Below are 15,378 nucleotides of genomic sequence, written 5' to 3' on the forward strand. Positions count from 1 at the left end.
GGCCTTTTTCATTTAGCCAGTGATAGGCGTTTCCATTCGAAGCGCTGGATCACGCCAGATTTCGACCCATTTTTTTATCGCAAACACAATAATCACAAAACCTAAGATCAGCATGATGATCGACAGCACCGCATTCAGCACGCTGTAACCGGATGCTTCAGGATTGAGATATACATTTGCTACCATCCAATAGCCTGCATAATTCACCGTCACATATAAGTAAGCAAGCGGAATTAAACAAGTCAGCATATATCGTCTTTTATCTGCAATTTTTAATACAACGGTTGCCCCGATGATCAACCCAACCGAGGCCATTAACTGATTTGAAACCCCAAACAGCGCCCAAATAGACCCGATGTCCCCTGAGTAAAGTAAGTATCCCCACATAAAACAAGCAAGCGCACTTGCAAACACCGAACCAGGTATCCAGTCAGTTCGTTTAAGCGGTTTATATGCTTCACCTAAGAAGTCTTGAATCAAATAGCGTGCCACACGTGTCCCCGCATCAATAGCAGTTAAAATAAAGACAGCCTCAAACATAATGACGAACTGGAAGAAGTAAGAAGCCAAATGACTAAAGAACGGAATCCCCGTAAAGATATACGCCATCCCTACCGCTAATGTTACGGCACCACCCGTTCTTCCTTCTAAGTCAAGGCCGATTTCCTTACTCAGCTGCGGAAGGTTTTCGACACTCATACCGAGTGTACGGAACACTTCGGGTGTACTGTTTATCGCAAAATAATCTCCTGGATGCAGAGCAGTAGCTGCAATTAAAGCCATAATCCCAACTAAGCATTCCACAAGCATTGCGCCAAACGCAACAGGCTTCATATCACTCCATCGGTCCAGCATCTTAGGTGTTGTCCCTGAACCAACAAATGCGTGGAAACCAGAAATGGCACCGCAAGCAATGGTAATCGAAATAAATGGCCAGACAGGACCAGCTAATACAGGTCCTCCTCCATTCACAAACTCTGTAAACGCGGGGAATTGAATGGACGGATTCACGACAAAGATACCAGCAATCAGCGCAATGAATACACCAATTTTCATAAAACTACTTAAATAGTCCCTCGGTGCAAGCAGCAGCCAAACTGGCAGAGCCGCAGCAAAAAAGGCATAGATCGGCAGGGCAAGAGCAAGCGTTTTTGTATCAAGTGTTAAAAAATCACCTAGTGCCGTTCCTTGAATATTTGGACCAAGGAATACCCCAAACATCAGCAAAATAAATCCCGCAGATGTCGCCAGCTTTAAATTGCCTGTTTTTTTATAATACAGACCAACCCCCATCGCAATCGGAATCGTGATTCCAACTGCAAATGTCCCCCAAGGGTTACGTTCTAAAGCATGAAGCACAACCATAGACAAACCTGCCATTGTGATTGTAATAATAAACAGCATCGCAAGCCCTGTACAAAACCCGGCAACAGGTCCCAGCTCTTCCTTCGCTACCTCTGATAATGATTTCCCCTTTTTTCGCATCGATGCAAATAAGACGACTAGATCATGTACAGCTCCGCCTATGACTGCTCCAATTAAAAGCCAAAGGAGACCAGGTAAATACCCAAATTGAGCGGCTAAAATCGGACCCACTAACGGACCAGCAGCTGCAATGGCAGCAAAGTGATGCCCAAATGTGACCCATTTATTTGTCGGCACATAATCTTTCCCGTCCTCTAGCGTGTGAGCCGGTGTAGGATGATCATCTGTGACCTTTAATACCTTGACCATCATAAATGTGCCATAAAGACGATAGGCAATCGCTAAAATACACATAGATCCTATTACAATTGTAACCGCATTCATTTAACCATCCCCTTTGCATAAACAATTTGTTACAAATATAACATAAATTGATTGATCTTTCTTTCTTTTAAAACCAAGTTGACAAATAAGAATAATATGTTTATTCTTAAGGTAGCTTCACCTACTTCCATAAACTCTCTTTTGACAGGGCATTCTATGGCTCTGTCCTTTTTATTGCTTTCATCTTACAAAAATAAACGCTCGATCACACGTGCCTTATTCACTAGGAAACATTCTCTTCTTTTACCAAAAATAGTTCTTTCGACTCACTTCAAACACACCGTTCATTTCCTGGGAAATTCAATAAAAAAGCCTTTCCCCTGTACTGAGGAAAGGCTTTCTTACTTAAGAACCGTACGTAATCTGTTCAACGGTTTTTTGATCAAGTCTTTTGATCACTTCTGTTAAAAGCTTCACTGCATTTTCATAATCATCTCGGTGAATCATTGCGGCATGGGTATGAATATATCTGCTAGGAATTCCGATAGATAGTGATGGAACACCATGGCCTGTTAAATGAATACCGCCAGCATCTGTCCCGCCGCCAGGCATTGAGTCATATTGATAAGGAATGTTCAGTTCATCAGCTGTTTGGACAACAAAATCACGAAGTCCTTTATGAGAGACCATTGAAGCATCAAATACAACAATCGTTGGGCCTTTGCCAAGTTTGCTAGTTGCTTCTTTCTCAGTGATGCCCGGTGTATCTCCTGCTACACCTACATCAATGGCAAATCCAATATCAGGCTGAATCGTAGCCGCTGCTGTTTTAGCTCCGCGCAGGCCTACTTCCTCTTGGACAGTTGCGACGCTGTAAGCAATATTCTCATGCTGAGCATTGTGCAAATTTTTCATGACATCAATGGCGACTGCACAGCCAATGCGGTTGTCCCATGCTTTTGCAAGGAGCATTTTTTCATCATTCATGACTGTAAACTCAAAGTAAGGAACGATTTGATCTCCAGGCAGCACGCCCCACTCCATTGCCTGTTCTTTGCTTGACGCCCCAATATCAATAAACATATCCGTAATCTCAATTGACTTTTTACGAGCTTCAGGTGACAAGACGTGTGGTGGCTTTGAACCAATTACCCCTGTGATCTCTCCCTTTTTCGTCACAATGGTGACACGCTGGGCGAGCATGACTTGTGACCACCAGCCGCCGACTGTTTGAAAACGAATGTAGCCTTTGTCATCAATTTTTGTCACCATGAATCCTACTTCATCTAGGTGACCAGCGAGCATAATTTTAGGTCCGTTAGCGTTTCCTTCCTTTTTAGCGATCAAGCTGCCAAGGCGGTCTGTAGAGACTTCATCTGCATATGATTCTATGTATGTCTGCATGACTTTTTTGACATCACGTTCATTTCCTGGAATCCCTTTTGCATCCGTTAGGTCTTTGAGCATAGTTAATGTTTGATCGAGCTTTGTCATTCCATTTATCCTCCTTTATCTTCATGGTGCATTCTTATTATACAAAACCTCTTTCGTTCAATACGATCTTTTTATGAATATTTTTTCGTTTTACGAAATATTTTTTTAAAAAAAGTTGAAACCTTTTGGCGTTTTCATTCGTAGTACATCAGATAACGGTATTGGAGGTGCATCCTGTCATGTTTGTAATCCTCATGAGACTAGCTCTTGTTGCACTGCTTGTCTACATCTTCTACATGGCGGTAAAATTCTTCTCAAATCCGAGAAGAAAGCTGAAACAAGCACAATTAAAAGAAGGCTTTTATTTTATGGATGAACAGCAAAATGCGCGCAAAAATTTTAATTTCGTCTATAAAGGTGTCTTGTTTGAAGGGGAGAAGCATGTTCCTTCTAAGGATCATCCTCTGTTTGTCCACTCCATTTACGTTTGGACGGAGTCACCTGAGAAGCTGAGTGAATTTACATTAGAAGACTTTGAAAAACTGGAGGAAAACATTATCGAGCGTTATCCTCAAACAAAAATTGATTGGGATCAGCCCATAAAAAAAATCAAACAAAAAAAAGGAGCAGACACGCCGTCCTAATGGCGTCTGCTCCTTTTTCAAATAACTTGGATATATCCCAATAGGATCAACTGCAAAATAATTAATAAAGGCATGCCGATTTGAAAGGCAGGATGCTTTGTTTTATGCCGGAAATACTGCATTCCTAGATACGACCCGGCAGCGCCAAAAAGAACCGCAGCACTCCATAAATGCGCCTCTGAAATTCTCCATTTATGTGCTTTGGCCCGGCGTTTGTCTTCACCCATGAGAAAAAAGCCATAGCCATTCACCAAAATAAGCAGCAGGATCAAAGCCATATTCATTCATTTCACCTCACATGATGAGAAAAAAAGATCACCCCTCGAAGGAATGATCTTTTATAGAACTTACTTGTCTAGTTGTGCTTTTGCAGCATCAGCAAGCTGATTGAATGCATTTAGGTCATTCACAGCAAGGTCAGCAAGCATTTTGCGGTTTACTTCGATACCAGAAAGCTTTAAGCCATGCATTAAACGGCTGTAAGAAAGACCGTTCATACGAGCTGCAGCGTTGATACGAGTGATCCATAGTTTACGGAAGTCACGTTTTTTCTGACGACGGTCACGGAAAGCGTAGTTTCCAGATTTCATCACCTGTTGGTTTGCTACTTTGTATAATCTATGTTTTGAACCGAAATAACCTTTTGCTAATTTAAGAACCTTTTTACGACGCTGACGCGACACAGTTCCGCCTTTTACTCTTGGCATTGTAATTCCCTCCTATGATTCCTATTCCAAATTACTTAATGTTTGCAAGTTGTTGTTTGATACGTTTGAAATCTCCAGCACTTACGATTGCACTCTTACGCAATTTACGTTTTTGCTTTGTAGATTTGTTAGCGAACAAGTGACTTGTGTACGCATGAGAACGTTTAAGTTTACCAGAACCTGTTTTTTTGAAACGTTTAGCAGATCCGCGGTGAGTTTTCATTTTTGGCATTGGATGTTTCCTCCCTCTGTTACTTTACTTTTCGACTTTTGGTGCAAGCATGAGGAACATGCTGCGTCCGTCCATCTTAGGTTTTGTTTCTACTGTTGCTACTTCAGCGCAGGCTTCAGAGAAACGGTCTAACACGCGCTGTCCGATTTCTTTATGCGTAATCGCACGGCCTTTAAAGCGGATAGAAGCTTTCACTTTATCTCCCTTTTCAAGGAATTTGATTGCATTACGGAGCTTCGTGTTAAAATCATGTTCATCGATTGTCGGGCTCAACCGAACTTCTTTTAAGCTAATGATTTTTTGATTCTTACGTGCCTCTTTTTCCTTCTTCTGCTGTTCGAATCGGAACTTACCATAGTCCATGATTCGGCAAACAGGTGGTTTTGCATTTGCAGCAACTAACACAAGGTCAAGATTAGCTTTAGCAGCAATTTCCAGAGCTTCCTGGCGGGTTTTAATCCCAAGCTGATCGCCATTTTGTCCGATCAAACGAACTTCACGCGCACGAATACCTTCATTAACTAATTGATCTTTGCTAATAGTGAGCCACCTCCATGAGATTTTGAATTGAGTTCACAATTCATTTGACCATTTCGTTGTATGTTTTACAGGCAAACAAAAAGTGTGGGCATATAAAACACCCACACTGCGAACATTTGCATGAAAAAATAAATGTACGGTCAACCTGTCAACTACAAACATGTGTCAATCAGGTGAGAAGCGGGTGCTTCTGCTTGTGATATCTATTCAATTCGTTAATTATTCTACACAATTTTCATTCGTCCGTCAAGTAACCGAACTCTTGAAACAACTTTTTCAGTTTAACATGATGAGACGAATTGGGCAAGACTTTTTCACACAATGACACCATCAAAGAATCAACTGCATAAAGATTGGGATGACGATAACGGTCACAACTCCTACGACCACAACGGCGATACTTGCCATCGCTGCTTCTACTTCTCCCATCTCAATTCCAACAGAAACCCCAAGTGCATGTCCTGATGTACCAAGTGCAAGACCTTTTGCCACTGGGTTTTTAATGCGAAATAATTTTAAGAAGAAGGCACCTAGTGCATAGACAATGACTGCGTTAAATATGACCGCAAAGGCTGTGATATCTGCGATTCCGCCAATATCCTTTGCAATCGGAAGAGCAATCGCTGTTGTCGCTGCTTGTGGAAGCATGCTTTTCATCACAGCCGCATCTAAATGAATCCCTTTCGCTACGAGATATACGATCGTAATGGAACAAAGTGAACCTACAAAAATAGCGGATAAAATTTGCCACCAATATTTTTTAAGCAAGGCTCTCTGCTTATAAAGCGGGATAGCGAAAGCAATCGTGGCAGGCTCTAAGAAAAATTTGATAATCTTGCCGCCCTCATTATAATCTGCGTAGGAAAAACCGCCAACTTTCAAAAATAAAATGCCTAGTACCATCGCCACAAACAGCGGGGTGAACAAGAAGAAACCTTTTGATTTTTTAAATAAGAATGTCCCTATCCCAAAGGCGACTAATGAGACGACAATGCCAAAATAAGGACTCATTGTACTTGTACCCATTTTGCATCTCTCCTTTAATGCGTACTTGAAGCTGGTTTATTTGAATGAGAAGGAGCAGATTTACTCTCCTTTGTCTCTTTACGTTTCTGCGGTCTTTCTGATAATTGCATGAGAAGCTGCGAAAACAGCCCTGTCGCTGCAAGTAGCATAATGGTTGCAATGATAATGACGCCGACTACTTGCACACCTACTTCTTGCATGACACCTAGTGATTGAATGACTGAGATTCCAGAGGGAACAAATAGAAAGCTAATGAGTCCTGTCAATGATGTTCCTAATTGCTCCACCTGCTCCAGTTTAACGATTTTCGTTGTTAACAAAACAAATAATAGAACCAAACCAATGACAGATGCGGGCATCGGAATCGGTAAATACATTGAAATGAGATTAGAAACAAACATTACGGTTGCAAAAATAAATGCTTGAGATAGAAATCCATATACTTTCGTGGCACTCATGCCGCTTCACCTCTTTCTTCGACTGCCCTCAGTATAAGGCATGAAATAAACGAATGAAGCGTTTACAATAAAACTCGCTGGATTCAATGACTGAAATGCAAAATACGAGTATTGAAATACAAACAAAAAAAGCCCTCCTACTCTAGCAGGAGTGACTTCTTTAATTCTTTGGCATATGTGCGGCTGACAGGAATGATCGACCCGTCTGTCATATGCAGATTATACGTCGAATTAAACCAAGGCTGTACTTCTTTCATATGAGAGGTATTCACGATATAGCTGCGATGGACCCTCATAAAGTAAGCCTCAGGAAGTTTCTTTTCAATGACCACCAGCGGTTCTGAGACCTCATACATGTGATCCTTTGTTTTCACGACCTTTTTCCCCTCGCTGAGTCCTACATACATGATCTCTTCAACTCGCAGGATCACAATTGAGTCATCGACTGAGATCGCTAATTTTTGCTGGTGGGGCGCTTTCTCATCTGACAGCTGGTGCTCTTGCGTCTCAACAGATTTCCACTTTTTAAACTTTTGAATGGTCTGGAGCAGCCGCTCTTCATCAAATGGTTTTGTTAAGTAATCAAGGGCACTTACCTCAAACGCCTTCAGCGCATATTGATCAAAGGCTGTCGCAAATACAACCGCTGGCGGATCAGACATCCGGTTGAGCCTTTTCGCAATATCAAATCCGTTCTCACCAGATAAATCAATGTCTAAAAAGAGCAGATCCGGTTTATGATCGACCATCCGGTCAAAAGCAGATTCTATATTTTCTGCTTCCTGTATTTGAACATCCTCTTTCGTTCTTCGTAATAAGTATTTTAATTCATCTCTTGCTAACACTTCATCATCTACGATTAATACTTTCATCAACGAGAATCATCCTTTTTTACATAGTCCATCGGAATGCGAAATGAGATGTCAGTGCCTTTGTCACTATGAATGGATAAAGCGGCTTGTCTGCCAAAAATCCCTCTTAACCGCTGATCTAAATTAAAAAGGGCTGTCCCTGTTCCTTCTAGTGATTCGACAGGCGCTTTTAATAGCTGAGCCATCTTGTCATCATCGATCCCTTGTCCATTATCTGTCACTTTCATATAAACATGCCCATCTTTCATCAAAGCAGATACGATGACTTCACAATTCTTTTGATGTTTAGGAAAAGCATGTCTCACTGCGTTTTCAACAAGCACCTGAAGCACAAAGGGCGGAATCATCACCTGCTCCAGCTCCTTTTCGATTTGAAAGGTCACATGGTACCTATTTGGAAACCTTGCTTGTTCGAGTGATAAATATGCCTCCACATGCTGAATCTCTTTCTGCATTGGAATCAGCAGCTGGCGGGCGCCTTGCATATTTGAACGAAAATAAATACTTAGCTGAAGCAGCAGCTTCCTTGCCATCTCCACATTGGTTCTGCATAAAACAGAGATGGTATTAATAGCGTTAAATAAAAAGTGCGGGTTCACTTGTGCTTGAAGTGCTTTGATCTCTGCATCTTTTAAGAGGCGGCTTTGAGTTTCCGCCTCCCCCAGCTCAAGCTGTGTGGAAAACAGCATCGCCAAACCTTCTGCAAGCTCCTCTTCCACCCTGCTTAATCCGACCGGAGAATTGAAATACATTTTTAACGTTCCAATCGTTTGACCGTTAGAAGTGAGCGGCAGCACGATGGCCGCTTCAAGAGGGCAATGGGCGACTGAACAATTGATTTCGCCCTTCGAATGTGCCTTCATAATCTTGCCGCTCATCAAGACCTGTTTCGACAGCCCTGTAATCAGGCTTTTAGATGGAATATGATGATCTGTTCCATCTCCGACATGCGCTAAAATCTTTTCTGTGTCTGTTAAGGAGACTGCATCTGTTTCAGTCAACCGATGAATGATCTCCGCCACACTTTTACATGACTGTTCATTTAACCCTTGGCGGAAAAAAGGCAGTGTTTGATCGGCGATCGAAAATACACGATGTGTCTGCATCGCTTTTGCCTGCTCTTCTTGCCGAATGACTGACTGTAAAATAGATAAAAAGATAAAGCTGCCGATTCCATTCACAAAGATCATCGGCAGGGCGATGATACTGACAAGCCCCCATGCATCCGCAAATGGCTTTGCAAACAGAAGGATAATGATCATCTGTAATGATTCCATCGCCACCCCAAAAAGAGCTGCTTGGCGAGGTGTCACCATTCGATTCCTCCGCTTAAACCTGCTGCCGACATAGCCTGCAATGACACCCGCTAAAATGGAAGAAATCGCACAGCTGAGCGCGGTGCTTCCTCCTAAGGAATAGCGATGAATTCCAGCTAAAAGCCCTGCGCCAATCCCTACAAACGGCCCCCCGATTAAACCACCCATTTCGATCCCCATAATTCTCGTATTGGCGATAGAGCTTGACGAGCCAAGGTGATAAGAAAACTCATGATTCATGACAATTTGCTGCTGAATTTCAATTCCTGTGTAATTGCTGATAATACTAAAAGAAGCAAAAATGAAGACAAGAATTGCCTTTTTCCGAACCCCTTGATTATGTAGCAATAGATTGCGAAAACCCTTCACATGGGCAAGCACAAATCCTAAAATAACGATGATCCCCACACGCTCGATCATCATGATAATTAAATGAAGCAAACTGGCCACCTCAAATGATGTATGTCATATCTACTGTCTTTCTATTCTATCATGTGCGGTCAATGATCAAATATCTCTCAAATCTTTTCTTTATTGCCCTCTTCTTCTATTGTAAAATGAACATGAGCCTGTCACTTGCAATTGAAGGTAACACATACATAACAAGGGAGAAGATCATGAAAGCCGTATTTTTCGATTTAGATGATACTTTGCTTTGGGATGAAAAAAGCATTCACGCAACTTTTCAGGAAACTTGCCGGGAAGCGGAAAAGAAATATGGACTTGATCCAGAATCGTTTGAACAGCTTGTACGTGAAGAAGCAAGAAAGCTGTACTCTTCCTATGAAACATATGATTATACTGTCATGATCGGCATTAATCCTTTCGAAGGACTGTGGTCGAATTTTAGTGAACCGATTAGCGAAGGCTTTCAAAAGCTGAACGCCCTTGCACCTGAGTATCGCAAAAACGCTTGGACCAATGGCTTAAGGGCAGCGGGAATTGACGATGAGGCATTTGGACAATATTTGGCTGATTTCTTTGCAGCAGAGCGCAGAAAACGCCCATATGTCTATGAAGAAACATACCCTGTTTTAAACCGCCTGAAAGGCAGCTACGAATTGCTCCTTTTAACAAACGGAGATCCTAGCCTTCAAAAGGAAAAACTGGCAGGTGTTCCTGAGCTTGCCCCTTATTTTAACGAAATTGTGATTTCAGGAGACTACGGGAAAGGCAAACCTGATCCGGGTATCTTTGAGCACTGCCTTCAGCTGTTAAACTTAACAAAAGACGAAGTGATCATGGTTGGAGATAATCCGAAAACAGATATTCTCGGCGCATCTCGCGCTGGCATCCAAACCGTTTGGATCAATCGCCATGGCAAGAAAAACGAAACAGATGTGACGCCTGATTATGAAATCAAAGACTTACATGAATTGTTTGATATATTAAAATAGAACAAAAAAACACCCTTCTCCTGACGACGAGATTGGGTGTTTTTGTAGTCTTAGAGCTATATGATTGCCGCTAGACTTTGCGCTTGCCGGTCTAAGCCGCGTGCTGCTTCTCCTACAATGATGAATTCCTCACTTGCCTGCTTTACAAGATCCCGGTTAGTAAACACGGTTGTCTTTGCCCGGCTTGTTCCGCTGCTGACTTTCTCTACTTCTGCATGAATCGCCTTCACGTATTGATCTACCTTGACGATCGCTTCTTTTGAATTTGTCGCTAGCTTTCGAATTTCTGCTGCCACTACACTAAAGCCATTTCCATAGGAACCCGCATGTGCCGCTTCTATTGCCGCATTTAAGGCGAGCAGCTGGGTTTGTGAAGAAATGCTGTTAATGCTTGCAGCAATGGAGCTGATGGACTCTACCCGCTCGGTTAATCCTTTTAGCAAGCTCATATTTTGATCGGTTTCGTTTGCTATATGATCAAAGGAGGCATTGACACTTTGACTATGCTGAATGCCAACTTCTGCTCGTTCCATTAATTTTGCAGACATCTCCTTTAAGTCTTCTACGACTTGCTTCATTGTATGTTCTCTCTCCGTAATATCTGTCGCCACTTTCACAACACCTACTACAGTTCCTTCTTCATCTCGAACAGGTGAATATGTCGCTTCAAGCCATAAGCTGCTGCCGTTTTTCGTGATCCGCTGCACTTTTTCTTGAAAAACTTGACCTTCTCTCAAACGCTTCCAAAACATGTGATAGCTCGTGTGTTCTGTAATATGCGGAGGACAGAACTGTCTATGTTGAAGACCGATCATCTCTTCTTTAGAATATCCCATGGCTTTTGCAAAAATATTGTTCACCCATAGAACTTCACCTGTCACATTAAATTCAATCATTGCCAGCGAGTGCTCTAATGCACGAAGAACAGCTGATTGCTCCAATACATGTGACGATAAATTGTTTGTTGTTTGCATCATCGCTTTCATTCCCCCAATTTGTCTCGAACCAATAGTACATACTTACCCTTACTTTTGTACTATCTAAACGTCTCTTTTTAGGAATTGGATCACTAGTGGAGGTGTTTTCCAAAAAGAAAAAAGCCAGTGACCTAAAGAGAATCACTGGCTGTGCTTATTATTTCTTTGCTTCTGCTACTGCATGTTTCACAAAGGCTTCAAGATCCATTGTTTCTGAATCTTGTTCCCCGTACTTTCTTACATTGACAGCGCCATTTTCTGCTTCTTGATCTCCGACGACAAGCATGTACGGAATCTTTTGCATTTGCGCTTCTCTAATTTTGTACCCAATTTTTTCATCGCGGCTGTCAAGCTCTACACGAAGACCTTTAAGCTGCAAACGTTCTTGTACTTTTTTCGCATAGTCTAAATGAACAGACGGTGAAACTGGGATGACTTGGAATTGTACAGGTGCCAGCCATGTTGGAAGGGCTCCTTTGTATTCTTCAATTAAGAAGGCAACGAAACGTTCCATTGTAGAAACAACGCCTCTATGAATCACGACTGGACGATGGTGCTTTCCATCTTCTCCGATATATGTGAGATCAAAGCGTTCTGGAAGTAAGAAATCAAGCTGTACAGTGGATAATGTCTCTTCTTTTCCAAGAGCTGTCTTCACTTGTACATCAAGCTTCGGCCCATAAAATGCCGCTTCGCCTTCTGCTTCATAGTAGTCGTGACCAAGCTCGTCCATTGCATCCTTCAGCATCGATTGTGCTTTATTCCACATCGCATCGTCATCGAAATACTTCTCAGTATCTTCTGGATCACGATAAGATAAGCGGAATGTGTAGTCATTCAAGCCAAAGTCTTGATACACTTCTTCAATTAAACGAACTGTACGGATGAACTCGTCTTTGATTTGATCTGGACGAACAAAGATGTGTGCATCGTTTAATGTCATACCGCGAACACGCTGAAGGCCGGATAAGGCACCTGACATTTCATAGCGGTGCATTGTACCAAGCTCTGCAATACGAATTGGCAATTCGCGATAGCTGTGCGGCTCGTTTTTGTAAATCATCATATGGTGCGGACAGTTCATCGGACGAAGAACAAGATCTTCGTTGTCCATTTCCATTACTGGGAACATGTCTTCTTGATAATGCGCCCAGTGTCCTGATGTTTTATACAATTCAACACTTGCAAGAACTGGTGTGTACACATGTTCATAGCCAAGACGCACTTCTTTATCGACAATGTAACGCTCAATGACGCGGCGGATTGTAGCGCCTTTTGGCAGCCAAAGCGGAAGTCCTTGACCAACCTTTTGAGAATTCGCAAACAGTTTCAGCTCTTTTCCAAGCTTACGGTGATCGCGTTCTTTCGCTTCTTCCAGCAGACGTAAGTGCTCATTTAAATCTTCTTTGCTGAAGAAAGCTGTTCCGTAAATACGCTGAAGCATTTGGTTGTTACTGTCGCCTCTCCAGTATGCACCGGCAAGGCTTAACAGTTTAAACTCTTTGATTTTTCCTGTAGACGGCAAATGAATCCCGCGGCAGAGGTCAAAGAATTCCCCCTGCTCATAAATCGTCACAGCTTCACCTTCTGGAATCGCCTCTAACAGTTCAAGCTTTAATTCATCACCAATCGCTTCAAAGCGCTTTTTCGCTTCTTCTCTTGATACTTCAATTCGCTCAATTGGCAGATTGCTGTTAATGATTTTCTTCATTTCTTTTTCAATCTTTGGTAAGTCTTCAGGTGTGATTGCAACATCGATGTCCACATCGTAGTAGAAGCCATTTTCGATGACAGGACCTACGCCAAACTGAACGTGATGCTCTTTTCCATACAGACGTTTGATCGCCTGCGCTAGCAAATGAGCTGTGCTGTGGCGCATAATGTCGAGTGCTTCTTCACTTTTATCTGTGATGATCTCGATTGTTCCACTTTCTAATAGCGGCGTACGCAGATCTATTTCTTTACCGTTCAATTTACCGGCAAGTGCTTTTTTCTTTAGGCCCGGGCTAATTGATGCCGCGATGTCTTCTGTTGTAGCTGTTTTGTCAAACTCCTTGACTGCTCCATCTGGAAATGTAAGTTGAATTTGTTCTGACATCTCTGGTCACTCCTTTTTTTGGCAATATAAAAACCCCGCCCCCTGGAAAGGGACGAGGTTGAATAAACGGAATCGTGGTTCCACCCTTTTTCCCGTATTTGCAGCTTGCTTTTTCATAAGCAAATACGGCTTGCGGTTCGATAACGGGAATTCCCGTCAGCCATTACTAAAAAGTTCACAGCTGATGTTCAAAGGTGGTAAAGCAAATGGTCCTCTGCTAGGAAGCTTTCAGCCGCGGCTTCCCTCTCTTTAAGCGGGTGTTCATTTGTTCATGTCCTTATCAATACGGTCTCTGTATGAAGTTACACCGTATTATAAAACGTTTTTTCGTGAAAATCAAGAAAGCTTTTCACTTTTCTTGTTGAAATGAGCATGTACAAATTGAACATTCTGCTCTTGGAATGAATGAGACGGGAACACCTCGACCCTTTCTTGAAAAATATTTTGAATGGTTTGCACCATCGAGTGACCTGTATCATTTGTAAATAGGTCAATTTTTTGCGGTGCAATGGAGACAAGCGGTGCAATCAGCTGCGAATCAATATACATTGGATGCTCTCTTACAAACTGTCTGTCTATGTATTGTTTTTGATCACGCTCAGAAGCGTAGCGAAATTCCCAAATCACCAGGCGGTCCTGATGCACAACATGTACTTTTTCGAGCCTAGGCTCTCTTGCCATCACATAGTCTCGAAGTGATTGAATGAAATTTTGATACTCTTGCTCCATTTTGTATTCTTCAATGGACACTTCAACATAGTTCTTCAGCCTTCGGTCATACTCTGACAGTCTAAATGTCATAAATGAACCAATTGAAAAAACGCCTTGCTGTAAAGAAATCGCTTCAAGCTCCTTTCTTAAAAGGGCTTCTCTTGACGGGTCTTGCTGAATGCCGGGAATATCATCTAAGTCCCCGTTCATGATACTGTGTGCGATGGAAAGAATTTGGTGCTGCTCTTCAGGATCTTTAAACAAATAGGTGTTTTCAAGGATGCTGCGCATGCGCTCATTTTCTTTGCATTCCAAAAAAAAGTGAACCAGTAATGGCCGCACAATGTGCTCAAGTGCTTCTTCGGATTCCTTCGCCTCTATGAGAAGCCGGTCTTTCCCTTGTTGAATTGACATGTGATGCCGACTGTCTAAGTGTTCAGCAAGATGTAAAAAAGCGGCGGTATCATATTCATCTTCAAAGATTATTTCAAGCATGTTTGTCCCCCCTAACGACATCTGTTACATATATATGGGGGGAACATAAAAAATAGACGCCTAAAATAAATCAGGCATCTTTCTTTTTAAAATGAGTGGAACAGAGATAAAGATCAAATAAATCAAACAAACAACCACTAAGGCGGCATAATTTCCGCTGACAAAGCTTGAGCCGAGAACATTTAACGCAATTGTCCCCGGTATTAAGCCTAAAAAGGTGGCTGTCACAAATGCACGATAATTTGCACGTGAAGCAGCTGCCGCATAGCTGACAAAATCAAAGTGAATCGGTGCAATACGCAATAACAAAATATAAAGAAATCCATGCTCCTGAATGCGGGACGTCACCGCTTTCAGCTTTCGGCTGTTTGATTCCGTTTCCTTCTTTTTTGCACGAAAGGTTGAAGCAATCATGAAAGAGCCTGTTGCCCCGGCTGTCGCTCCAATGAGGGCATAAATCGTCCCAAGGACACTGCCGAATGCCAAACCTGCCGCCAAAGAAAAGACCGTAATCGGGACGAGAACAAACGGGCGGAAAAGAGATAAGAAAAGAAAAACAAAGGGAGCCAGCATTCCAAATTGAAGCACCCAATTCTTCACATCTTTTGGCGCCAGCTGAAGATGCTGTTTATTCAGCCACCACAGCGCAGCAGCAAGAATGCCAATCACAAGAAAAAGCAGCCATTTTCTTTTGTTCATTTCATTTGCTCCTCCTTCAGGTG

Annotated in this window: 16 protein-coding genes and 2 other annotated features; of the genes, 2 read left to right on the plus strand and 14 right to left on the minus strand. The window is 42.3% G+C overall.

Going from position 1 to position 15,378, the window contains the following annotated elements; translation table 11 throughout:
* Positions 1-12: 12 nt before the first annotated feature.
* Positions 13-1,809: a carbon starvation protein CstA gene (cstA, locus tag AAYR28_RS12985; RefSeq protein WP_046312019.1), complete on the minus strand. Its 1,797-nt coding sequence runs from the start codon at positions 1,807-1,809 to the stop codon at positions 13-15.
* A gap of 345 nt (positions 1,810-2,154) precedes the next feature.
* Entirely contained in the window at positions 2,155-3,243 is a 1,089-nt protein-coding gene (locus AAYR28_RS12990; protein ID WP_024425723.1) for a M42 family metallopeptidase, read from the minus strand.
* A 179-nt stretch (positions 3,244-3,422) separates the two neighbouring features.
* On the opposite strand from AAYR28_RS12990, the gene AAYR28_RS12995 reads away from it, so the two are divergent.
* Complete coding sequence (locus AAYR28_RS12995; RefSeq protein ID WP_024426127.1) at positions 3,423-3,827, plus strand: hypothetical protein; 405 nt, start codon at positions 3,423-3,425, stop codon at positions 3,825-3,827.
* Positions 3,828-3,844: 17 nt separating this feature from the next.
* On the opposite strand, the gene AAYR28_RS13000 is transcribed toward AAYR28_RS12995, so the two are convergent.
* The 8 genes from AAYR28_RS13000 to AAYR28_RS13035 all read right to left on the minus strand — a co-directional run bounded on the left by AAYR28_RS13000 (position 3,845) and on the right by AAYR28_RS13035 (position 9,419).
* Positions 3,845-4,111, minus strand: coding sequence for a DUF1294 domain-containing protein (locus tag AAYR28_RS13000; RefSeq protein ID WP_034279690.1), 267 nt, complete (start codon positions 4,109-4,111; stop codon positions 3,845-3,847).
* 63 nt (positions 4,112-4,174) lie between these two features.
* Entirely contained in the window at positions 4,175-4,534 is a 360-nt protein-coding gene (rplT, locus tag AAYR28_RS13005) for a 50S ribosomal protein L20 (protein WP_007501659.1), read from the minus strand.
* Positions 4,535-4,565: 31 nt separating this feature from the next.
* Positions 4,566-4,766, minus strand: coding sequence for a 50S ribosomal protein L35 (rpmI, locus tag AAYR28_RS13010; protein ID WP_003216324.1), 201 nt, complete (start codon positions 4,764-4,766; stop codon positions 4,566-4,568).
* A 24-nt stretch (positions 4,767-4,790) separates the two neighbouring features.
* Positions 4,791-5,306, minus strand: coding sequence for a translation initiation factor IF-3 (gene infC / locus AAYR28_RS13015; protein ID WP_024425720.1), 516 nt, complete (start codon positions 5,304-5,306; stop codon positions 4,791-4,793).
* A 70-nt stretch (positions 5,307-5,376) separates the two neighbouring features.
* Positions 5,377-5,508: a sequence feature (ribosomal protein L20 leader region), on the minus strand.
* Between the two features lie 128 nt (positions 5,509-5,636).
* The gene (gene lrgB, locus AAYR28_RS13020) at positions 5,637-6,332 is read right to left on the minus strand and encodes an antiholin-like protein LrgB (RefSeq protein WP_024425719.1); all 696 of its coding nucleotides are present in this window, start codon (positions 6,330-6,332) and stop codon (positions 5,637-5,639) included.
* 14 nt (positions 6,333-6,346) lie between these two features.
* The gene (gene lrgA / locus AAYR28_RS13025) at positions 6,347-6,790 is read right to left on the minus strand and encodes an antiholin-like murein hydrolase modulator LrgA (protein ID WP_024425718.1); all 444 of its coding nucleotides are present in this window, start codon (positions 6,788-6,790) and stop codon (positions 6,347-6,349) included.
* A gap of 137 nt (positions 6,791-6,927) precedes the next feature.
* Positions 6,928-7,665, minus strand: a complete 738-nt coding sequence (locus tag AAYR28_RS13030; RefSeq protein ID WP_120208765.1) for a LytR/AlgR family response regulator transcription factor — start codon at positions 7,663-7,665, stop codon at positions 6,928-6,930.
* The gene (locus tag AAYR28_RS13035; RefSeq protein WP_120208767.1) at positions 7,662-9,419 is read right to left on the minus strand and encodes a sensor histidine kinase; all 1,758 of its coding nucleotides are present in this window, start codon (positions 9,417-9,419) and stop codon (positions 7,662-7,664) included. Before AAYR28_RS13035 ends, AAYR28_RS13030 begins: the two co-directional genes overlap by 4 nt.
* Before the next feature lie 176 nt (positions 9,420-9,595).
* Between AAYR28_RS13035 and AAYR28_RS13040 the strand changes: the two genes are divergently transcribed.
* Positions 9,596-10,375, plus strand: a complete 780-nt coding sequence (locus tag AAYR28_RS13040) for an HAD family hydrolase (RefSeq protein ID WP_120208770.1) — start codon at positions 9,596-9,598, stop codon at positions 10,373-10,375.
* 56 nt (positions 10,376-10,431) lie between these two features.
* Here the strand turns inward: AAYR28_RS13040 and AAYR28_RS13045 are convergent, their stop codons facing one another.
* The 4 genes from AAYR28_RS13045 to AAYR28_RS13060 form a co-directional block, all read right to left on the minus strand.
* Positions 10,432-11,352 carry a methyl-accepting chemotaxis protein gene (locus tag AAYR28_RS13045; RefSeq protein ID WP_120208772.1) on the minus strand — a complete coding sequence of 307 codons (921 nt, stop codon included), beginning with the start codon at positions 11,350-11,352 and terminating at the stop codon, positions 10,432-10,434.
* A 157-nt stretch (positions 11,353-11,509) separates the two neighbouring features.
* Complete coding sequence (gene thrS / locus AAYR28_RS13050) at positions 11,510-13,450, minus strand: threonine--tRNA ligase (RefSeq protein ID WP_120208775.1); 1,941 nt, start codon at positions 13,448-13,450, stop codon at positions 11,510-11,512.
* Positions 13,451-13,495: 45 nt separating this feature from the next.
* Positions 13,496-13,743, minus strand: a binding site (T-box leader).
* A 43-nt stretch (positions 13,744-13,786) separates the two neighbouring features.
* Positions 13,787-14,656: a putative sporulation protein YtxC gene (gene ytxC / locus AAYR28_RS13055; protein WP_120208776.1), complete on the minus strand. Its 870-nt coding sequence runs from the start codon at positions 14,654-14,656 to the stop codon at positions 13,787-13,789.
* 60 nt (positions 14,657-14,716) lie between these two features.
* Positions 14,717-15,355 (minus strand): TVP38/TMEM64 family protein, encoded by a 639-nt coding sequence (locus AAYR28_RS13060; RefSeq protein ID WP_024426136.1) that lies wholly within the window; start codon positions 15,353-15,355, stop codon positions 14,717-14,719.
* Positions 15,356-15,378 lie beyond the last annotated feature (23 nt).

Source organism: Bacillus safensis (assembly GCF_039619585.1).
GTDB classification, from domain to species: domain Bacteria; phylum Bacillota; class Bacilli; order Bacillales; family Bacillaceae; genus Bacillus; species Bacillus safensis.